Below are 21,306 nucleotides of genomic sequence, written 5' to 3'. Positions count from 1 at the left end.
GAAGTTTACAGGCAATGCCAATCCCAAGTTGGTTAATCAGGATTGGATTATATGAATCTTAAAGTACTCCGGTATTGTATGTTAGGCTATATAATGAAGATGAGGCAATACAGAAGATTGCCTGTATTTAGAGCATAATTTTTTTTCATGTTATTGAGTTTTTACGTTGTTGTGTTTTTGTAACGATAATAAATCTAAGACAAAACTTAATTTTATTTATCCTGAAGCAAAAGTCGATAAAAAAAATTTTTTCTGCAACAGATAATGTAATTTTCGGGAAAAATGCTGTATAAATTTATAAATCTATACAGATGTTTTTCTATATTTTATTATTGATATAAGACTCTGTAGCACTTTCTGCCGGATAAATTACCCCTGGATTTCCAACCACTACAGAATTGGAAGGAACATCAAAATTAACATATGAGTTGGGAGCGATCAGAACATTGCTTCCAATAGTGATTCCACCCACAATAACGGCATTGGCTCCTATCCAGACTTCGTCAGAAATGGTAGGGAAGCCCTGAAGCTTACCGCGGTTTTGCTGCCCGATAGTTACCCCCTGTGCAATATTGCAGTTTTTGCCGATTTTAGCTTTAGGATTGATCACTAAACTTCCCCAATGCCCCAGATAAAAACCTTCCCCGATTTCGGTTTCAGGATAAATCTGGTAACCGTATTTTATCTGGTAGTGCCTCAGGACAAACTTCCAGAATATTCCTGAAACAGGTTTCTTATTATACTTCTGAGCTTTTCTTAGAATATAAATAAAATGCAGGTTAGGATTGATGCATTTCTTCAAGATCTCCACTGAAGAGAGCCATTTTCCGCTTTCCCTGTAAAAATCTTTCTGTATAGTTGTATAGCTCATGTTTACTCTTTTATAATTCATCAATGATTTCCTGAAGCTGTGCTACAGATTTCTGAAGTACAAACGGCAGATCAGTCATCGCAATTTCTTTTGGGTAATGATCTGCAAGTTCATGATGAGTAAGGATCTTTTTCATTCCTTCATAGATTCCATCCTCTGAATTTGGGGTAATGATACCTAATTTTCCATCCTGAAGAAGATCTTTAATTCCGGAAACATCTGTGGAAACAACGGGCTTATTCAAAATCAAAGCTTCTGCGATAATGGTAGGGAAACCTTCATGCCTTGAAGACATAATATAAAAATCGGCTTTTTTAAGATATGGATAAGGATTGCTTCTGAAACCAAGCATTTTTACACTGTCCTGAAGACCCAGCTGATTCAGCTTTGCCTGGATATTCTCAAAATCAAAACCATCGCCAATAATGATAATCTGATGCTTCAGTCCTTCATCAATCAGCTTTTTATGCACATCCAGAAGCCTGTCGTAACCTTTTTGCGGGTAAACAGTGCCAATGGTGATAAAAGTAGGAAGGCTATTGGAAAAAGGATAATCATCAATTGCCGTATTTGCCTTTTTTAAAGTATCGTCCTTATCTATCGGGTTAAATATTTTAATGACAGCCTGTTTTTCTCTGTCGTTTTTCGCCGACTTTTGCATTTCCTCTTTCAGCTTGTTGGAAATAACCAAAATTCTGTCAAATCTGAAAAGCTGTCTAATTACATCCGGTGTATATTCCTTCAGGTTAAAAATATCATTCTGGATCCAGATGATTTTTTTTGAATCCTTCTGCGGGCTGGAAAGAAGCTCTCTGTACATCCCATGAATAGCCGCTATTTCCACATCATATTTTTTATTCTTCAGGACGAAGCGATAAAGAAGGCCGGGGAACCACAGGAACATTTTCTGGTAAAGCACCCTGAATGCTTTCACCGGAATTTCATGAGGCCTGTTGGTGGTAATCATTTCTCCCTTAAGCAGGTAATGCAGGTTAACCCATGACGGAACTTCCTTGATGTACATTCCCGTGTACAGATTGATCAGCAGGTCAATTTCATATTTGTCCTCAGGCAGGTTTTTGAGAAAGTTAACAAGAACTTTTTCTGCACCGCCGTGTCGGAGAGAGCCTATACGAATAAGGACTTTCTTTTTTTGTGACATTTATTTTTTTACAGGTTTATAATGGTGAGGGAGATTTTTGATGAGGTATTTTTCTAAGGCAGACCGGTCGGCTTCTAACTCTAAAGGATAAACGGTGTTGTTTGCCAATAATTTTTCGCCATACTGGTCAATGGTGCAGATAAATTTTGCAGGAGTTCCCGCATACACCGAATTGTCAGGAATTGAACTGCTGACAACACTTAATGAACCTACAATACAATTGCTCCCGATAGAAACCCCGGGTAAAAGAACAGTTCCTTTTCCAATAAAAGTATTGTTACCGATTTTTATTCTTCCAAAAGTTCTTCCGTTTTTATATTTTTCAATTCTTTTGGTTACCCGGCCGTCTCCTCCGTGATTAATGAAAGAGACCCCTTCTGCAATGGTTACATTATCACCCATTTCTATAAGAAAACATTCTGAACCAAAGTTGGGAATACCTTGAACATACAGATTGTCACCAACTCTCATACCCTTATGTATTGCTACCTTTATAGCCGCATTTTTCACCATGTCTTCGTATAGGGAACGGACCTTTAAGATGATTCTGAATAGGAGCATCATTATTGTGAATTTGTTTTTATTTTTACAAAGAAAAAGAATTTCTATGATAAAAGTTTCTAAAATAGAATATTATTTACCTGAACAGGTTCTTACAAATGAGGACCTTGAAAAAGAATTTCCTGAATGGAACTCCGAGAGGATTCAGGAAAAAATAGGAATCAGACAGCGACATATTTCCTCAGACAGCGAAACCGTACTGGAGCTTGCCGTAAAATCTTCCGAAAAACTTTTTGAAAATTATGACAGGAATAAAGTAGATTTTATTCTTTTCTGCACCCAAAGCCCGGATTATTTTCTCCCCACAACGGCCTGTATTCTTCAGGACAGGCTTGGTCTCAGAAGAAATATTGGTGCCACAGATTTTAATCTTGGCTGCTCCGGATTCATTTATGGACTGGCTTTTGCTAAAGGATTAGTATCAGCCGGTATTGCAAAGAGTATTTTACTGATCACATCAGAAACTTATACAAAGCATATCAACCTGAAAGATAAAGCCAACCGAAGCATATTCGGGGATGCATCTGCATCGGTGATTGTAGAAAAAGATGAGAATGCTGCAGATTATCAATTCTGCCTGGGAACAGACGGAAGCGGTGCCGAAAATCTTATTGTAAAGAAAGGAGCATTCAGAACAGATTTTGAGCTCAACCCGGAAAATGAGTTTCATCCGGAAAACCTTTATATGAACGGTCCGGAGATTTTTAATTTCACCATTGAAAATATTCCGGGGCTGGTAAAAGAAACCTTGGAAACAAACGGGCTGACTATGGAAGATATTGATCATTTTGTCTTTCATCAGGCCAATTCTTTTATGCTGAATTATTTAAGAAAAAAGATCAAAATACCGGCAGAAAAGTTTTATGTTGACATGGAAAACACAGGAAACACAGTATCAGCAACTATTCCTATCGCTTTGAAAAGCATGATGGATAAAGGCATACTGAAAGAAGGAGAGAGAGTATTAATGGCCGGTTTCGGAGTAGGATATTCCTGGGGAGCAACCGTGCTGGAAATTTAGAAAATTAGAAGTAGTAAAATTTTAAACATATGAAAATATCCGTTTTTTTAGAGAAATTACAAGAAGAATTAGGAGAAGATGAAACATTAACCATTGAAACCAATCTGGAACAGCTCGAAAGCTATGATTCTATCAGTCTGCTTTCTGTGATCGCATTAGTTGATGAAAATTTCGATAAAAAAATTGACACGAAGGATTTCAAAGACGTAAAAACGGTTTCTGACCTGATGGATGTCATTGGTAGAGAGAATTTCGAAGACTAATGAATCTGTTTTCTTAAAAAATTACAACAGCCCTTATACAGATGCTTCTTCCGGTTATCGGGAGAAGCTGTTCTGTAGAATGCTTTGGACAATTGCTGAAAAGTATTGATTTTAGTAAAATCTGAATTCAGTCACTTATTTTTTTTGGTAAAGATCTTCAAAGATTCGTTCCACTGCATCAAAAATCTTCTGATTGTCAAACTGGTCTTCAATATTTTCAAGATTCTTTTTTATTCTGGCAATAAGCTCAGGATCTGTCAGAAAAGCTTTCATGGCAGCATACATCTCGTCTGTTTCATAATTGATGAGGTACCCTGTTTCACGGTCTTTAATCATTTGTCCCACATCTCCTGTATCGGTAGCAATGATAGGTTTCTGAAGAATTAAGGCTTCAGCAATCACTAGCGGCCATGCTTCAGATTCAGATGGGAGGATGAAGTAATCTGCATTTTTTACGTAAGGATATGGATTCATCCTGTTACCGCTTAAAATAAAAGTATCCTGAACATTATTGACGCGAATCTGTTCCGTAAGGTTTTTCATTTCCTCACCGCTTCCCACAACGATAATACTGTGGTGAAACCCTTCATCAATCAGCTTTTTATGAGCATCAATCAGCTTGTGGTAACCTTTTCTGCTGTGAAGACGTCCTACTGAGACAAAAACAGGCCCTTCAGGCAGGTCTTCTATTTTTTCCTGTGCTTTTCTCTTGATTTCCTCAATAGGAATAGCATTAATTACCACACTTTCATCAGGATATTTTAAATCCGGATAATAGGTATGCATCAGGTCTTTAATTTTCTGTGAACAGTAAATCATATGATCAAACTGTGGAAAATTTTCAAGAATACCAGGCACTAGCGGCTGCATAGCAGGCAGATTGATCTCCGAGTGGAACCAGCCGATTTTTTTTGAAGCTTTGTTACTGGATCCGGTGACGGAGGAAAATGCTGCATATGTAGGAGCAATCTCAATATCAAATTTTTTGTTCTCTAAAAGACGGTCAGATATTTTATGATTTTTCAGCGCGCGGGAAAGCTTCAGGCTTCTTCGGACAAGCTGTAGTTTATGGATCAATGGATTGGTGGAAAAATCTTCTTTTCCATCCGCTAAATATATCTTTTTAATATGCTTAGGAAATTCATTTCTCAGTTCACCCTGATTCAGATTCAGGCAAACAGTGATATCAAATTTTTCAGGATCAAGATTGTGGAGGATACTGAGGATTACTTTTTCCACACCACCCATTTCCATAGAACGGTGTCTGAAAAGAATTTTTATTTTCTGATTTTCTGTTGACATTACCTGAAAAGTTTTTGTAAAGTAATGGAGATTTTTCTTTTTATCCTATATGGAATTGAATTCTGATATTCAAGAAGCTTAAAAATTTCCTGCTGTCCGGGATAGGTTTCAGGAACCTTCATTCCGTTGATACTTTTGATATTTCTTCTCTTCATCGCATTAAAAACCACCTGTGAGAAATATTCGTAAGACTTCGATTTATTGTCATTCTGGGATATACCTCCCTGATGCGTTCTGTACAGATAATTGGTGTCGTCAATGAAATAAACGTCACCTTTTTCATATAGCTTTAAATAAAGGTCCTGATCTTCTGAAATTTTAAGACTAGGATTCATTTTTTCAGTCTGGTCGTAAATATCTTTTCTGAACGTTACAAAATGAGCGATCTGGATAGGATAGTTAAAGAAATACGGGTCCTTATTCTGAACCTGCATAGCAGATTTGAAAGGTGCAATAGGTTTCAGATCCTTATCACAGCTCATAAATCTGGAATAGGCCAGCACAACATTTTTTTTCTCTGTAAATACTTTCACGGCTTTTTCAACGGCTTCGGGAAGAATAGCATCGTCAGGGTCTACAAAACCACAGATGTCTCCGGAAGCAAACTCAATAAGCTTACTTTTGGTAACGCCAACGCCGGAATTTTCTTCATTTTCAAAAAATTTAAACCGTTCATCTCCTGCGATGATAGCTTTGATTTGCTCTTTCTCTTCTTCAGATGAAGCATCATCCAGAATTACGGCCTCCCAGTTTTTATAAGTTTGTGCGAGTAACGAACTGTAGCAGTCTTTAAAAAGCACAGCATTATTGTAGTGGGCGATAAGTATGGAAAATTTCATCTGAATTTAAAGGGAATTGAATATTAAATCCTGTTTATTGACTACCTGTGTATTAGCAGGAATATCTTTGTATATGGTACATCCTGCCCCAATGATACAGTTATCGCCAATCGTAACGCCTTTCAGTACTGTAACGTTGCTTCCCAGCCAGCAGTTACTGCCTATTTTTATAGGAGCTTTTGTGAATTTTGACGAGTGCAGCCTGAATTCCGGAGAGGTTTCATAAGCATGATTGTGATCGTACAATTTGACATTTTCGCCAAACAAAGTATTTTCACCAATTGAAATATGTTCCAGGCAGTTGATCGAGCAAAAGTTATTCATAAAGAAACGGTCTCCTATTTCCAGGCTGGCACCTTTTGCCACCAGGATACAAGTATAGTTTCTAAATTCTGCGGATTTGCCGATGCTCAATTTTTCCAAATTTTTATCCAGAACAAAACGGTTTCCTACACCCAGTCTGATATTTTCAGAAAATACTTTTGGATTTTTTTTCAGGCTTGAAAGCAGCTGTTTTCTGTAGATTTTTTCGAAAAAACTGTAGAACATAGTGGTGCATTTATTTTTTTCATTTCATTTGAGTAACACAAATATATCTGTTTTTAGATAAATGAAAAAAAAAATATTTATTTTTGCGGAATTAAAGACAACACAGTGAGTGAAATAACAAGAGTTCTCAAAACATTTATAGGGTATCTGAAAAGACCCGATCTTTACCCGGAACTGGGCCGGAAAATCATTAAGAATACAGTGAACAGAGGCAATGCTTTCAAAGGCAAGGAAAAAACAAATTCCTGGGCTGCAGAAAGAGCCATTTCCCAGGAAAAAGCTGTTTTAAAACTATTCGGCCTTGAAACAGGCGCTTTCCGTACGGATTATGCGGATATTTTAAGAACGGCAGAGCAGAAGGAAAAAGCATGTCCTGTAAAAATGGGAGGACCCGGAGCACTGGAACTGATCTATTATGCCTGCGAGTTTGCGAATGCAAAGAACGTGGTGGAAACAGGGGTTGCTTACGGATGGTCATCGCTGGTTTCGCTTCTTTCCCTGGTTAAAAGGGACGGAACGCTGTACAGTTCAGATATGCCTTATCTGGCGCAGGACGGAGATCAGTACGTAGGCTACGTAGTGCCGCAAAACCTTAAAAACAACTGGAAATTATTCCGTTTTGCAGACAAAGAATCGTTACCGAAGATCTTTGCTGAAAATTCAGTTTTTGATGTTCTTCATTATGACTCTGATAAAAGCTATAACGGAAGAATCTGGGCTTATGATGAGCTGTATAAACATCTGAAAAAAGGAGGTGTATTTATCAGTGATGATATCGGGGATAATTCTGCCTATCAGGATTTCTGTGAAAAAAACAGCATAGAAACTACGGTAGTGGAATACGAAGGAAAATACATCGGCGTTTTTGTTAAATAGTTTTTTAAAGAACGCCATATCCTGTTGTGTATTGCCGACAGTGCTTTTCAGTACTGTTGTTTTCATGACCGCGGTAAAAGTGTTTTTTATATAACCAAACTATTGTAAAACTGCTGAACTGTTTTTTGAATGAAGATAAGCCAGATTACCTTTACCAGATTCCTTGCCGCTATAGCCATCGTTATCTCTCATTTCAATAAAGATATGTTTGTCTATAAGACAGATTATATTTCCAATATCTTTCTGAAAGCCAATGTTGGGGTGAGCTATTTTTTTATTCTTTCAGGTTTCATTATGATTGTGGCCTATCATAAGAAAGTAAAAATCGAGTATTTCGAATATTATAAAAACAGGTTTGCAAGGATCTACCCGCTGTATGTGGTGGGATTGCTGCTGTATCTGGTAACCCGGTACTCAAATTTTAGTCTTATTGATTCTTTTTTATACCTGTTCGGGTTGCAGAGCTGGATTCCGGGCAAGGCAATGATCTTAAATTTTCCGGGATGGTCCATTTCTGTGGAATTTTTGTTTTATCTGATTTTCCCTGTGCTGTATAATTATTTTTATTCCAAAAAGAATAAAAGTATCTGGGTAGCAGGAATTGTCTTATGGATGATTACACAGGTATTTTCCCATCTTTATGAAGCTTCACCTTCTTATAAGGGACCGCATACAGAAAGCCACGAATTTCTGTATTATTTTCCGCTGATGCATATAAGTGAATTTTTAGTAGGAAATCTTGCCGGATTGTTTTTCGTGAACCACTTTAGGCAGAAGAATTATGATATTCCTGTAATCCTGATCTTTGCAGCTGTGATGCTTTCACTGATTTTTGTGCCTCTTTTTTATCATAACGGGCTTATGGCAGTACTTTTCATTCCGCTTATTCTTTTTATCTCATGGAATAACGGGCTGTTGACCAGACTTCTGGCATTAAAACCTCTGGAATATCTTGGTGAAGCAAGTTATGCTATTTATATTACCCATATTCCCATTTTGTATATCCTGAGGGAGGTCCTGAAATGGCAAGATTATAAACCTGATATCAATCGTGTGTTCTGGATTTATATGGTTGTTCTTATCATTACCTCGATAATTTTTTATCAATTTATTGAAAAACCGCTAAGAGATTATCTTAAAAAAGTAAATCTCAGATAAAATCTTTATTTTTGTACAAACAATAAACACGATGAAAAAAAGCACGAATGTTCCCAAGGCATATGCAGCATGCATTTATACTAAAAATCCGGTACTCTCGGAAGCCTTTAAAAGGAATAATACGGAACTGACAGAATTGAGAACAAGTACATTCATATTTTAATAAAAATAATAGAATCTATGTACAAAACGTTTTCAGAACTGAAAAAAGAACTCCGCAAAGATACTTCCCGGCTGAAGAAGGTCAGGGTGGCATTACTTGGTGATACTGCTACGCAGTTTCTCAATGTTGCTTTGAAAGGAACCGCCGTAAATGATGGCTTTGAATTTGAAATTTTCGAAGCAGATTTCGGTCAGATTTCCCGTCAGATCCTTGATCCTACCTCAGAATATTATGAGTTTAATGCAGATTATACCATCATTTTTGAGTCTTCTCATAAATTATTAAGCCAGTATTATAAGTCTTACGATACACAGGCTGTATTTGCGGAAAATAAGATTTCCTATATTGAAGACCTGTACAGAAATATTCAGAACAGAACGAAGAGCAGGGTTATCTACTGTAATTTTCCGATGATTAATAATCAGGTTTTTGGAAATTTTTCGAATAAGGTAGAGTCTTCCTTCGTTTTTCAGCTGAATAAACTGAATTATCTGCTTTCGGCAGAGCTGGCAGTTAAAAATGATAATTTTTTTATTGCAGATCTTCTTTCCATTCAAAATAAATGGGGAAGAGATTTTATGTTTTCCCCGAACATCTATGTGAACACGGAAATGGTGCTTTCACTGGATGCCCTTCCCATCGTTGCTCATCATATCAACAGTATTATTTCCTCTCTGGAAGGGAAATTTAAGAAGTGCCTGATCATTGATCTGGATAATACAACTTGGGGTGGGATCATTGGAGATGATGGTCTGGAAAAGATCCAGATTGGTAGCCTGGGGATAGGAAAAGCATTTACCGAATTCCAGTATTGGGTTAAAGCCCTTCAGAGAAGAGGCGTGATCCTGGCTGTTTGCAGTAAGAATGATGAAGATAAGGCAAAAGAGCCTTTCGAAAAGCATCCCGATATGGTGCTTAAAATGGAGGATATTGCTGTTTTTGTGGCTAACTGGGATAATAAGGCGGATAACATCAGAAAGATCCAGAGTATCCTGAATATAGGCTTTGATTCTATGGTATTCCTTGATGACAATCCGTTTGAAAGGAATATCGTACGCGAAAACCTTCCTGAAGTCTGCGTTCCTGAATTACCCGAAGATCCGGCAGAATATCTGGAATATCTGTACAGTCTGAATCTATTTGAAACCTCCAGTTTTTCTGAAAATGACGCGGAGCGTACCAGACAGTACCAGGTGGAAGCACAGCGTGCAGTTGACCTGGACAGTTTTACCAATATAGAAGATTTTCTGAAGAGTATGAATATGACTTCTGATGTAAAATCTTTCGACAATTTCTCAAAGCCAAGAGTTTCCCAGCTGACCCAGCGTTCCAACCAGTTCAATTTAAGAACGGTAAGATACACGGAACAGGATGTAGACCGCCTGATCAATTCTGAAGAACATTATACGCTTTCCTTTACCCTGGAAGATAAATATGGCGACAATGGATTGATCTGCGTAATTGTGCTGGAAAAAAAAGATCCCGAAACCCTTTTCATAGATACATGGCTGATGAGCTGCCGCGTATTGAAAAGAGGGATGGAAGATTTTACACTCAATACTATTGTGGAAACCGCAAAAAAGCATAGATTTAAAAAGATTATGGGAGAATATCTTCCTACGGCAAAAAACCAGATGGTAAAAGATCATTATGAAAGATTAGGATTTGTAAACGAGAATGATAAATGGATGCTGAATGTTGACGATTACCAGCTAAAAGAAGTCTACATAAACACCAGAATATGAAAATAGAACACCTTATTGAAAGTATTTCCGAAAAAAATGCTATTCATGGTAAAAAGCTCCAGAAAAATTTTGCCTCACTCTCAGAAGATGAAAATTATATAAAAGATTATAATACCTTCATCAGCAAATACAAAGTAATCCTTGAGAAAAAGAATCTGACATTTAATGATTCTATTAATTACTATCTTAAAATGATCGGCGATTTTAATGAGGAAATGCTGGATTTTATAAGAACCAATAAATACAGGAATACATCATTTGATGAGGTAAATCAGGCCATGTACAATAATCCGGATGTAATGGTTTCCCATATGCATGGCTTATTGCTTTCACAGTTTTTATGGAAACATCATTATGCTGTATATCAGTATTTTAAAACTACCATCCAACAGTTTCTTCCTGTGGAATCCTATCTTGAAATAGGAGCAGGACACGGCTTATATTTTGAGGCTGCGATGGAAAAAATTGGAGAAAACTGTACGTTTGAAGCACTTGATATCAGCGAATCTTCACTTGAGCTTACCAAAAGTTTAATTAAAAGTGAAAAGGTTGTTTATCACCTTAAAAATGTGTTCGATTATACAGATGAAGATGAGAAGAAAGATTTTATTACAATGGGAGAAGTGCTGGAGCATGTGGAAGACCCGCTGTCACTGCTGAATAAAATCAAAAGTCTGATAAAGCCGGACGGAACAATTTTCATTACCACACCTACGAATGCACCTTCTATGGATCATATTTACCTTTTTAACACTATTCAGGAAATCAGAGACCTGATTCATCAGGCAGGCCTTGAAATTGTTGATGAAAGGTACTTTGTAAGCGAAGACATAGAACTGGAAAAAGCAGAAAAAAGGAAAGTTGCCACAATGTATGCCTCATTTTTAAAAATAAAAAACATATAATATTATGAACAAAAACGAAATTTTATCAAAATTATCAGAAATTTTCCGTGAAGAGCTGGATAACGAAGAAATTAATTTAACTGAGGAAACTACGGCAAATGATGTTGAAGAATGGGATTCTCTTTCTCATATTCAGTTAATTGTAGCTGTGGAAAAAGCTTTCGGCATACGTTTTACCTCTTCCGAAATTCAGAGCTGGAACAATGTAGGTGAAATGGCAGATTCTGTTGCTTCAAAGTTATAATGAAATTTCATCATGTAGGAGTTGCCTGTAAAGACATACAGGCAGAACTCCAAAGTATAAGAAAGCTTCATAAGATCATTGAGGAAACTCCTGTTGTCTTTGATGAAAATCAGAAGGCAGAACTTTGCATGATCACTGTAGAAGACGGTTTTAATATAGAACTTGTTTCAGGTGCACCCGTGGAGAATCTTTTGAAGAAAAGAATATCTTACTATCATATCTGTTATGAAGTGGATGACATTGACCAGTCGATTGAAACCCTTATCGAAAATGGGGGAATGCTTATTTCCCCTCCCAAAGAAGCCATACTTTTCAACAACAGAAAGGTTGCTTTTTTAATGCTTTCCTATGGAATTGTCGAACTCTTAAATAAATAAGTTATCCTATGCAGTTCACATCATTGGTATTTATACTTTTCTTCTCTGTTTTTTTTGCTGTCTACTGGTGGGTTCTCGGGAAAAATCTTAGAGCCCAGAATATATTTTTGTTATTAGGCAGCTACGTATTCTATGCATATTGGGATTGGAGGTTATTAATACTTTTGATCGGAAGCTCGGTGATTATTTATTATTTAGGATTAAAAATTTCCCGAAGTGAAAGTTCTGAAAAAAAAATCTGGCTGAATTTAGGTCTGATTTTTTCCGTTGGTACACTGCTCTATTTTAAATATTTTAATTTCTTCATTCAATCTTTTACAGATTTGTTTGGAATTAAAAATAACCTGACTTTAAATGTAATTTTACCTCTTGGTATCAGCTTTTATACATTCAGAATGGTTAGCTATCTGCTTGATATAAAGAATAATAAATTGAAAGCTGAAACAGATGCACTGGCATTTTTCAACTATATTGCCTTTTTTCCGAGTATGACATCCGGCCCGATTGATAAAGGAGGCTTATTGCTTCCCCAGCTGAAAAAAGAAAGGGTTTTTACACTGGAAACCGGTTCTGATGCAGCCAGACAGATCCTTCTGGGAGCATTTAAAAAACTGGTGGTTGCCAATACTATTTCTCCTGTTACAGAAAATATATTCCAGGGATATGAGCATCTTTCAGGAAGTACCATAGCTTTTGGAGTTATATTGTTTTTATTCCAGATGTATGCAGATTTTTCAGGATACTCGGATATGGCCATCGGGTTTGCAAAACTTTTAGGCTTTAAAACCACCAAGAACTTTGCTTTTCCACTTTTTGCCCAGAATATTGCAGATTATTGGAGGAAGTGGCATATTTCTCTCACCTCATGGCTTACAGAATATGTATTTACACCCCTTGTCATTGCTTTCCGTGATTATGATAAAAAAGGATTGATGCTTGCTGTTTTTCTGAATTTCGTCATCATTGGTTTCTGGCATGGCGCCAACTGGACGTTCATCGTTTACGGTTGTCTCCAGGGGTTGTATTATGTTCCCCTGGTTGTTAATAACCAGATCAATAAAAAGAAAAAGCTGTCTAAAACCGTTCCTACCTTTAAGGAATTAGGAAATATTATCTATACGATGGCCTTAGTGTGCTTTGCATTGGTTTTGTTTGTAGCTCCAAGCTTAAAAGACGCTTTTGGAATGTATGGGAAGATTTTCAGTCTTTCACTTTTCTCAGTTCCGCAGTTTTTAAAAATTAAAATTTTAGGTCTGATAGGGATTGTCATTCTGATTGACTGGATGAATAAGGATCAGGAGCATGGATTAGAGATCAGCAGGTTTAAACCTGTAGTAAGAAGAGCATTTTACATTTTCCTTATTTTTATGATTATGTATTTTGGAGTTTTTGGAAATAGCAGCTTTATTTATCAACAATTCTAACCTGGTATGAAAAAATTTTTATTCAAAATATCATTTTATATTATTGGAATTATTGCCATTTTACTGTTTTTAGGAACCTATGCAGACGGCAATACGGATGATAATTATTTACATTTTACAGGCCCGAAACCTTCTGATATGATTATGGGAGATTCCAGAGGTTCCCAGGCTGTTATCCCCAATATTTTGGATGACAAGCTGAAAGGCCGGGAATTCAATAATTTTTCCCTGAATATTACGGAATCGCCTTACGGTCAGGTCTATTTTGAAGCCATAAAGAAAAAGCTTAATCCTGATACAAAGGACGGTATTTTTATTCTTACTGTTGATCCCTGGAACTTATCTATAGATAAAAACGTGAAAGAGGCAAAAGATTTGTCAGAAAATACTTCCGGTTTGGCAGATATGAATCTTTACGATGTAAAACCTAATTATGAATATCTTCTGAAACATTACCCTGAAACTTGGTTTAATATTTACAGAGACAGGGAAGCAATAGCAAAATCCAATACGTATTTGCATCAAAACGGATGGATGGAAGTTAATGTAAATGTGGAGCCCGATACTTTAAGGAAAAGACAGGAGCGCAAGGTAAGTGATTATATAGAATTTGTAAAAACCCAGAAAATATCCCAGTATAGACTGAATGCATTTGAAGATATTATTGAATACCTTAAAACCAAAGGGACCGTTTATATTGTAAGAATTCCCGGTTTTAAAGGAATTATGGAAATAGAAAACAAATATTCCCCCGATTTTAGCAAAAAAATAAAATCAATTGCTCAAAAAAAAGGAGTGAAATTTTTCGACTTTTCTCAGCAATCCGATCAATATATTTTTACTGACGGAAACCATATGTATAAAGAGTCCGGGAAAGTATTTACTGCCCAGATCGCTGATTCCATTCTTCTGGATAAGAAAAAGATAAAATAAGTAACCTTTTGATTTAAAGGCTGGAAGAGGGGAGATGATTGTCGGAAGTTATTGACAGTATTTCATTTAAAGAAGGTAATAAGCCTTAAAGAAATAAAAAATACAGTATAGAAGTACCTTTGACCGTAATAACTTCTCTCTTCCAGCCTCAGGCTTCCCTGCTTAAAACAGGTTTTTCCTGAAATTGATATTGAATAAACCCGAACGGATGCTCGGATAATCCGTAATCAGATATTTACCGATCATGCCCCATTTTTTGATAGGGGGAGCAATAGCAATCTCAAAGCTGCGAAGCATCCTTTTAATATGGAGTTTTACATGGTCCGGAACAGTTTTCTCATTCTCGGCCCAATTATTCAGCTCTCTCCAAAGCAAAACACGGGTTTGGGCAGGGTTTATTTTCCCTGAATCCACTTTTGTGATCCTGTTGTTTTCATGAACTCCTCTTAAGGCAATTGCTTCATCATTAATGCCTGTATAAAGCTTAAGGTAATAGGCAAATCTTATGGTGACTTCCGAGTCCTGGTGAAGGCGCAGAGAAGTCTCAAAAAACCGGTCCATTTTGAAAAGAGAAGATCTTCGGAGAGTTAAAGTATCCAGGTGGATAAGTCCGAAAGTTCCTCGCAAACTGATGAGGCCCTGATACACATCTTCAGGCCTGGTTTTTTTGTAAACCGTATCCAGTTTATCCTTATAAATAGAGTAGTACTGCTCTCTGGCTTTTTCCGAATAATACTTTACCCCAATCGCCCCATAAACACCTTCTACGTCAGGGTTTTTGAAAAGTTCTCTTTCCGCATCGAATCTGTTGGGCAGATAATAATCGTCTGCATCCAGGAAGGCTACAAAATCTCCCGTCACTTTTTCCATACCCAGGTTTCTGGAAGCTCCCGCACCGTGGTTTCCCTTGTCAGGATGCTGGTAAAGTTTCACCCTGTCATGCTTTTCTTCCAGCTTCCGGCAGACTTCCAGAGCATTGTCCGGAGACTTATCTTCAATTAAAATAACTTCATATACTTCTTCGAACTGCAGAGCAGATTCTACGGCTTGCGAAACATATTCTTCAGCATTATAGACGGGAATTATTACGGATATTTTCATTCTTATCGGTTGAGATACGTAAAACGGTATTGTGTTTTTAATATTTGAGGATTCTTAATGAGCTCTAAAAAGGTACAAAAATATTTATTGAATCCTGTTTTTAAAGATAAATCAAATGATTTGTAAGTTAAATAAATCTTTCTTTTGCAATCAGGCGGTAACGGATGGGCATCTGCCCATTCATATAATGATTTCCATAAAAGAAACTGCCTCTCATTATATTGTGGTGAATATCTTATGATCTTGGTAATCCTGTTATTATCATGCACGCCTCTGATTGCAATAGCCTTATCTATAATTCCGGATTTTAAATAGCAGTGAGAAGCTAATTTAATAATAAAGTCGGAATCCTGGTGTACACGGAGATTTTCGTTGAAACGGAGATTGTTTTTTACCAGCGCTGTTTTTCTGATGGTAAGTGTATTTAAATGGAAAAACGTTCCAAAAACTTTAGGCGTTAAACCCAGTAATCCTTTTAGAACTTCTTCACCTTCTGCCGGGAAATTTACGGTGGTTAAAGAAACATTTTTAAACTTATCCTCGAATTCTTTTCTGCCTTTTTCGGATAAATATTCTACCCCGATAGCTCCAAAGACACCTTCAGCTTTCTGCTCTTTAAAGATTTCCTTTTCAGCATCAAAACGGTTCGGAAGATAATGGTCATCGGCATCTAAAAACGATATGAATTCGCAGCCTGCTTTTTCAAGGCCTAAATTTCTTGTCGCTCCGGCCCCGTGGTTTCCTTGATCAGGATGTTGGTATAATTTGATTCTGGAATCCTTTAAAACCAATTTCCTGCAGATTTCCAACGAATTGTCAGTAGATTGATCTTCAATAAGTACAATTTCCTTTACTTCCTCAAAAGGCAAAGCAGAATCTACAGCCTTTTCCAGAAACTCGGATGCATTGTAAACCGGTATAATTACTGAGATATTCATGCCTTACTGTATATTGCTTTTAATTTTTTGCTGAAAATAACAGGATCGTGGTCTTTCCTGATTCTTTCCACTGAATTTTTTGATTTTTCTGCCAGCTGTTCAGGATGGGTAAAAATATCTTCCAGGATATTTTCAAGCTGTATTTTCAGCGTTTTTTTTAATTCCTCGCGCTGTTCGACTGTGAAATAAAGTGCCTGTTTCAAACGGTTCTGAGGAAGATGGATAAGCCAGCCGCAGCTTTCATTATTGATCTCCGGCAACGCCCGGATATCCGTCGTAATTACGGGAACACCTGCTGCCTGCATTTCCAGAACTGAAAATCCATAGGTATCCGACCAGGTAGGTAAAAGGCCAATATGGGACAGCTTAATAAGTTCTATTACCTTTTCGTTGGGGATATTTTCATACATATCAATCCATTCCTCTTTTTTTAGCATTTTTTTGGTTTCCAGAGCTTCTTTTTCAGTGACTTTGGTTACGTAATGATCTGTTTTAAAGGAAGACACGATGCTGAGCTTGAAGCTGTATTTTTTTCTTAATTTCTTCAGAACCTCTATCATTTCAACCCCTCCTTTCAGATGAAACTGGGTTCCTACAAAGATAAGGTTGAAACTCTCAGTGTTCTGGTAGATCTTCAGCGAATCTCTCGGGATAATTTCCTGGGAAGGATGGATCACGGAAAGTTTGGACTGTATCATTTCCTGAAAATCAGGATAATTTTTCAGAAGTTCCAGCTGAATATTGGCGGAAGCCTGGGATATTGAAATAATTCCCAGACAGTTTTTTTTACCAATCTGTCTGAGTGCGTTTTCTGTTTTTTTATTGCGGATATGCTGAGGTTCAGTCTGCTGGTGATCATTTTTAGTTTCAGGAAACCTTGGGACAAGCGTCTCAAAAGAAGTTACCCATTTCTGGGAAGAATAATTGATGTCATTATAAAGATGGAGGATATCGATCTTAGGTTTCTGATAAAAGAAATATCTCCCCTCAATATCCGTTTTTTTCCTGAATATAATTTTCTTTAGCGTAGACAGTGAATGAAAAAGATTGTTGTTCTTTCTCAAAAAAACATATTCACATTCAGAAACTTTATTTAAAATATTTCTTTTGATGGGATAATCATTTTGTGTCAGTCCTATTTTCATCATTACTGTAAATGATTTTTATTGTTCTGAAACCAAAGTGCTAAAATCAGTAAGCTCCAGTGCTGATGATGCCTGTTAAGCTTCTTCTGCACTTCGTTAAAATCTAAAAACTCAAATATATAGCTGTTTTTATTTTCAAGAAGCTCCTTACTTAAATTCTCAAGTTCAGGCTCTTTAAACCATTCTTTTACGGAAGCTCCGAAACCGTTCTTATGGCGTTTTGCAATTTCCTCTGTCCATGCCTGAGAGTAGGCTTTTCTCAGTATAATTTTATCTTCTGTGGAATTTACTTTGTACTGCCAAGGCATCTGAATACAGAATTCAGCGAAATCAATATCCAAAAACGGAATCCTTACCTCTACAGAATTGTACATAGAAGTCCGGTCGCCTTTAAGAAGCATATTGGCGGGAACATATTTTTCAAGGTCTATCCTCATCAGGTCATTAAAATCCTCATTGGTGGGCTTAAAACTGAAATCCTGTCCGGGAATTTCATCACTGATTCCCAGTTTTCTGATTTCAGTGACAGAAAAATAATTCCGGACTTTATTCTGATGATAATCTATTGTGTCGCTGGATTCCGCTCTTAAACGTCTTTCCGAGCCAATATCCTTAAATTTTCCAGCCAGAAGTAACATCTTTGAAAGATAGGACGGATAATAGCCTTTTTGAGAAAGATTGATGTTGTATTTATAGAAAGTATAGCCTCCAAACAGCTCGTCTCCTACATCTCCTGAAAGGATTACCTTCAGGTCCTTGGAAGCTTCCTTGAAAATGAGATGGGTGGGAAGAAGGGAAGAGTCCATTAACGGTTCATCCATATAGGAATATACTTCCTGCAGTGTTTCCGAAATCTTTTGCTTTTTATCTAAAAGAATATGGTGATCTGTTTTGTATTTGTCTGCAATGGCCTGTGCGTATGGCATTTCATTCAAGTCGCCGCTTTCATAGCCGTAAACCAGTGTTTTTATATTTTCTTTATATTTTGAAGCAACAGCAACGATGGTACTGGAATCCAGACCTCCTGAAAGAAAAGAGCCTACGGGAACGTCTGCTACCAGCTGTTTCTTTACAGCATTGTCCAAAAGGTATTTAAATTTCTCAATACTTTCATCCAGACTCAGTTTTGAGGTCTCTGAAGGAATAGTCCAGTAAGGCTTTACTTCTGTTTTACCATCTTTAAATACCAGCGTATGGGCAGGCTTAAGATTAAAAATATTTTTATATATCGTTTTGTGAGGATGGATGTATCCGTTTTTCAGGTAATAGGCGATCTGTGCCTTGTCAATTTCAGGTTTTATGAGTCCTGATGCCAGAATAGCCTTGATTTCGGAAGCAAAAATAAACTCCCCGTTTTTTCCGATAGTATAATAAAATGGCTTTTCCCCGAAACGGTCTCTTGCACAGAATAGTTCTTGTTTTTCTTCATCCCAAATGGCAAAAGCAAACATTCCGGGAAGGTCATGAATGAGGTTTTTCCCTTTTTTCTGATACATGGCAAGGACTACTTCAGTATCTGAACTTCCGCGGTAAGGATAATCGGAATATTGATCTTTGATGGCCTGGTAACCATAAATTTCACCGTTCAGCACAATACATTCCTTTTTTGTGCTGGAAAACATAGGCTGTTTTCCGTTTTCGGAAAGATCTATAATAGAAAGCCGGCGATGGCCTAAAGCAGCATTAGCATAAAATTCGTGATGGGAAGAATCGGGACCGCGATAAGCTATGGCATCCGTCATTCTTTGTATTTCATTCTGGTAACTTCGGGCGTTATTGCTAATTATTCCGGCTATTCCACACATAATATATTGTTTTTCATCATTAATTTTAATTTCGGATAGACAAATTTACCTAAATATCACCTATCTTCATAGGTCACAATCTGGAGATTGGTATTTAATACTAATGAAATAATATAAGAAATATAATATCGGGGATGTACTTAAGGATTTTGATTTCATATTAATCAATAAATACCTCTTTAAATTTGTCCATCACCGGGTTAGGTAAGAATTTCTCATATAATTCCCTGGCAGACAAACTTAAATCCGAATCCAGGAGTATATTTTTAAGTTCTTTTGCATCTTTATAATAATAAGCCTGATCTTCCAGATGATTGTTATGGGCTTTTTCAGGAGAATCTGCAAAAGTGATGACAGGCTTTCCTTTGATGGCAAATTCCGCAACAGTGATCCCGAATGTTTCACCTCTTTCACGGGCGTGAAGTAAAGCATTACACGTATTGATGAATTTAAGCTTTGTCAGCACATCCGAGCTTGGAGGTAAAAATTTAATATTGGCCGGAACAGATTTCCACCATCTTTTTTTCACAAACGGATCAACGCCCATGAAGATAAAATAAATGTCTTTGTATCTGGAGGCAATCTTTTCCACCATCTTCTGCACAAAACCGATATTGAAGCTTTGCCCGCCTCCGTAATACCCGAATACTTTGGCATTTTTAGGAATATGAAGTTCAGCTCTCAGATCTTCGTGGGTTTCGTTTTCAAAGTTGACCATATGGGGAACAAACGGAGATTTACCCTGGGTCATTTCTTTGCTAAGCCATTGTGATACATAAGCATAAACATCCCCGTGAGGTTCAAAATACTTGAAAACACTGTGAACAACTGTTTTACATTCCTTAGTTTCTATATCATCATAAAAGCCGTTTTTAATAGCATAAAACAGGTCAATATTGTTGTTTTTTATAAGGGTATCCACCTCTTTGAAATCCGAATAACCGAATACCTGAAATCTCTTTTCAAATTTTTCAATTCCGAGCGGATGGTTGGTAGGTAGGATTTTATTATATACGATGATAGACTCATTTCCCAGATACCTTTCATTGAAATCTGCGTAGTCATATAATGCGATGGAAGTCCCTCTGTAATTGAGTTCGTTCTCATGGAAAAGGATTCTCATTCGTGTTTATTTTAATTTATCTTTTAATTTATTAAGTATTTTCCGGAGCAGGCTTTTCTTCGGATATTTTACAAGGTCTTTATGAGTGAAAAGTCCTTCGCCCTGTGCTATTTTAAAGTCCTGTTTTACCCACCATGAAGCAATATTCCTTTCCAGCGAAACGGACTCCCCGGCGAAAGGCAGGATTTTTTCAAGAAGAAAGCTTTTTCGGACCAGATAAGGATTATTCGTCCAATTGGCCCACCGTGATGTGGTGACAAAAAAGTCTCCCTGTTTCTGTATCTTATCGGGAAATTCTACCGCCGGATTCAGCCAGTGCAGGGATTCCAGCAGGTGAGGGGAGGTGCATTCATGCCAATCGTCATAATAATCCAGCTCTTTGCCTTTATTTCTAATGGATATCAAGGGGTAGCCAGGATTTTTTCTACTCCGGAAGCGGATTACGTCAAATCCATTATTTAACAAATCCAATCCGCCTTTGAGTTCGAAAAACAGCGCGTTTTGATCTTCAATAAGTTCCCAGTCATGTTCCAGGAAAAGAATGTTTTGGGCAGAAGCATTTTCAGCAAGCATTTTCATCCCTTTTCCTATTCCTACATTTTCCTTTAAACCGATATATTTAATCTTATATTTTTCTGCTATTTTTTTATCATCATCATTGACTTCCTGAAACAGAATCGTAATATCATCCACCAAATCCAGAAGTCCGTACTTTTTGTATGATCTTAGGGTATTTTTCAGATTGGCAGCACTTTTCCAGGAGAGTATGCAGATGCTTACGGGTAACTTTTCCATTTTAAA

23 protein-coding genes are annotated in these 21,306 nt (G+C 37.0%); 11 read left to right on the top strand and 12 right to left on the bottom strand.

The features are described from left to right. Positions 1–319: 319 nt before the first annotated feature. From ACM40_RS02550 to ACM40_RS02540, 3 genes are read right to left on the bottom strand one after another with little or no spacing between them, the layout of a single operon-like run. Complete coding sequence (locus ACM40_RS02550) at positions 320–871, bottom strand: serine acetyltransferase (protein WP_048501700.1); 552 nt, start codon at positions 869–871, stop codon at positions 320–322. 10 nt (positions 872–881) lie between these two features. After that, positions 882–2,033, bottom strand: coding sequence for a glycosyltransferase (locus ACM40_RS02545; protein ID WP_048501254.1), 1,152 nt, complete (start codon positions 2,031–2,033; stop codon positions 882–884). Beyond that, positions 2,034–2,597, bottom strand: a complete 564-nt coding sequence (locus ACM40_RS02540; protein ID WP_048501253.1) for a DapH/DapD/GlmU-related protein — start codon at positions 2,595–2,597, stop codon at positions 2,034–2,036. It abuts the gene before it with no gap. Positions 2,598–2,640: 43 nt separating this feature from the next. Here ACM40_RS02540 and ACM40_RS02535 point away from each other — a divergent pair, with 43 nt between their 5' ends. Continuing rightward, positions 2,641–3,615, top strand: a complete 975-nt coding sequence (locus ACM40_RS02535; RefSeq protein ID WP_048501699.1) for a ketoacyl-ACP synthase III — start codon at positions 2,641–2,643, stop codon at positions 3,613–3,615. 29 nt (positions 3,616–3,644) lie between these two features. Then, positions 3,645–3,878, top strand: a complete 234-nt coding sequence (locus tag ACM40_RS02530) for a phosphopantetheine-binding protein (RefSeq protein ID WP_048501252.1) — start codon at positions 3,645–3,647, stop codon at positions 3,876–3,878. A 135-nt stretch (positions 3,879–4,013) separates the two neighbouring features. Here ACM40_RS02530 and ACM40_RS02525 read toward each other — a convergent pair whose 3' ends face one another. Genes ACM40_RS02525 through ACM40_RS02515 form a run of 3 tightly spaced genes read right to left on the bottom strand, consistent with a single transcriptional unit; the run spans position 4,014 to position 6,568 of the window. Next, on the bottom strand, positions 4,014–5,180 hold the full coding sequence (locus tag ACM40_RS02525) for a glycosyltransferase (RefSeq protein ID WP_048501251.1): 1,167 nt from the start codon (positions 5,178–5,180) through the stop codon (positions 4,014–4,016). Beyond that, complete coding sequence (locus ACM40_RS02520; RefSeq protein WP_048501250.1) at positions 5,180–6,019, bottom strand: glycosyltransferase family 2 protein; 840 nt, start codon at positions 6,017–6,019, stop codon at positions 5,180–5,182. Before ACM40_RS02520 ends, ACM40_RS02525 begins: the two co-directional genes overlap by 1 nt. Before the next feature lie 6 nt (positions 6,020–6,025). Further along, positions 6,026–6,568 (bottom strand): acyltransferase, encoded by a 543-nt coding sequence (locus tag ACM40_RS02515; protein ID WP_048501249.1) that lies wholly within the window; start codon positions 6,566–6,568, stop codon positions 6,026–6,028. A gap of 105 nt (positions 6,569–6,673) precedes the next feature. On the opposite strand from ACM40_RS02515, the gene ACM40_RS02510 reads away from it, so the two are divergent. The 9 genes from ACM40_RS02510 to ACM40_RS02475 all read left to right on the top strand — a co-directional run bounded on the left by ACM40_RS02510 (position 6,674) and on the right by ACM40_RS02475 (position 14,393). Then, complete coding sequence (locus tag ACM40_RS02510; protein ID WP_048501248.1) at positions 6,674–7,444, top strand: class I SAM-dependent methyltransferase; 771 nt, start codon at positions 6,674–6,676, stop codon at positions 7,442–7,444. A gap of 129 nt (positions 7,445–7,573) precedes the next feature. Beyond that, the gene (locus tag ACM40_RS20205; RefSeq protein ID WP_083996766.1) at positions 7,574–8,602 is read left to right on the top strand and encodes an acyltransferase family protein; all 1,029 of its coding nucleotides are present in this window, start codon (positions 7,574–7,576) and stop codon (positions 8,600–8,602) included. A gap of 31 nt (positions 8,603–8,633) precedes the next feature. Then, entirely contained in the window at positions 8,634–8,765 is a 132-nt protein-coding gene (locus ACM40_RS20800) for a hypothetical protein (protein WP_262483707.1), read from the top strand. Between the two features lie 17 nt (positions 8,766–8,782). Then, the gene (locus ACM40_RS02500) at positions 8,783–10,510 is read left to right on the top strand and encodes an HAD-IIIC family phosphatase (protein ID WP_048501247.1); all 1,728 of its coding nucleotides are present in this window, start codon (positions 8,783–8,785) and stop codon (positions 10,508–10,510) included. Then, positions 10,507–11,415, top strand: coding sequence for a class I SAM-dependent methyltransferase (locus ACM40_RS02495; protein WP_048501246.1), 909 nt, complete (start codon positions 10,507–10,509; stop codon positions 11,413–11,415). The genes ACM40_RS02500 and ACM40_RS02495 overlap by 4 nt, the downstream gene beginning before the upstream one ends. A gap of 4 nt (positions 11,416–11,419) precedes the next feature. Continuing rightward, a complete protein-coding gene (locus ACM40_RS02490) occupies positions 11,420–11,659 on the top strand; it encodes an acyl carrier protein (RefSeq protein WP_048501245.1) in 240 nt (79 codons plus the stop codon). After that, entirely contained in the window at positions 11,659–12,036 is a 378-nt protein-coding gene (locus ACM40_RS02485; protein WP_048501244.1) for a VOC family protein, read from the top strand. Before ACM40_RS02490 ends, ACM40_RS02485 begins: the two co-directional genes overlap by 1 nt. A gap of 8 nt (positions 12,037–12,044) precedes the next feature. Next, entirely contained in the window at positions 12,045–13,460 is a 1,416-nt protein-coding gene (locus ACM40_RS02480; RefSeq protein ID WP_048501243.1) for an MBOAT family O-acyltransferase, read from the top strand. A gap of 6 nt (positions 13,461–13,466) precedes the next feature. Continuing rightward, a complete protein-coding gene (locus tag ACM40_RS02475; RefSeq protein ID WP_048501242.1) occupies positions 13,467–14,393 on the top strand; it encodes a hypothetical protein in 927 nt (308 codons plus the stop codon). Between the two features lie 162 nt (positions 14,394–14,555). Here the strand turns inward: ACM40_RS02475 and ACM40_RS02470 are convergent, their stop codons facing one another. The 6 genes from ACM40_RS02470 to ACM40_RS02445 all read right to left on the bottom strand — a co-directional run bounded on the left by ACM40_RS02470 (position 14,556) and on the right by ACM40_RS02445 (position 21,300). Further along, entirely contained in the window at positions 14,556–15,494 is a 939-nt protein-coding gene (locus ACM40_RS02470) for a glycosyltransferase family 2 protein (RefSeq protein WP_048501241.1), read from the bottom strand. Between the two features lie 2 nt (positions 15,495–15,496). Continuing rightward, positions 15,497–16,432, bottom strand: coding sequence for a glycosyltransferase family 2 protein (locus ACM40_RS02465; protein ID WP_048501240.1), 936 nt, complete (start codon positions 16,430–16,432; stop codon positions 15,497–15,499). After that, a complete protein-coding gene (locus ACM40_RS02460; RefSeq protein ID WP_048501239.1) occupies positions 16,429–17,580 on the bottom strand; it encodes a glycosyltransferase family 4 protein in 1,152 nt (383 codons plus the stop codon). Before ACM40_RS02460 ends, ACM40_RS02465 begins: the two co-directional genes overlap by 4 nt. After that, positions 17,580–19,382 (bottom strand): asparagine synthase (glutamine-hydrolyzing), encoded by a 1,803-nt coding sequence (gene asnB, locus ACM40_RS02455; RefSeq protein ID WP_048501238.1) that lies wholly within the window; start codon positions 19,380–19,382, stop codon positions 17,580–17,582. Before asnB ends, ACM40_RS02460 begins: the two co-directional genes overlap by 1 nt. Positions 19,383–19,542: 160 nt before the next feature. Beyond that, entirely contained in the window at positions 19,543–20,505 is a 963-nt protein-coding gene (locus tag ACM40_RS02450) for a hypothetical protein (RefSeq protein WP_048501237.1), read from the bottom strand. Positions 20,506–20,511: 6 nt separating this feature from the next. Then, a complete protein-coding gene (locus ACM40_RS02445) occupies positions 20,512–21,300 on the bottom strand; it encodes a glycosyltransferase family 2 protein (RefSeq protein ID WP_048501236.1) in 789 nt (262 codons plus the stop codon). Positions 21,301–21,306: the final 6 nt, after the last annotated feature.

It is taken from the genome of Chryseobacterium sp. BLS98, from assembly GCF_001045445.1.
In the GTDB taxonomy this organism is placed as follows: domain Bacteria; phylum Bacteroidota; class Bacteroidia; order Flavobacteriales; family Weeksellaceae; genus Chryseobacterium.
Note: the sequence above shows the minus strand (reverse complement) of the source record. Positions and strands in the feature narration are given on the sequence as shown.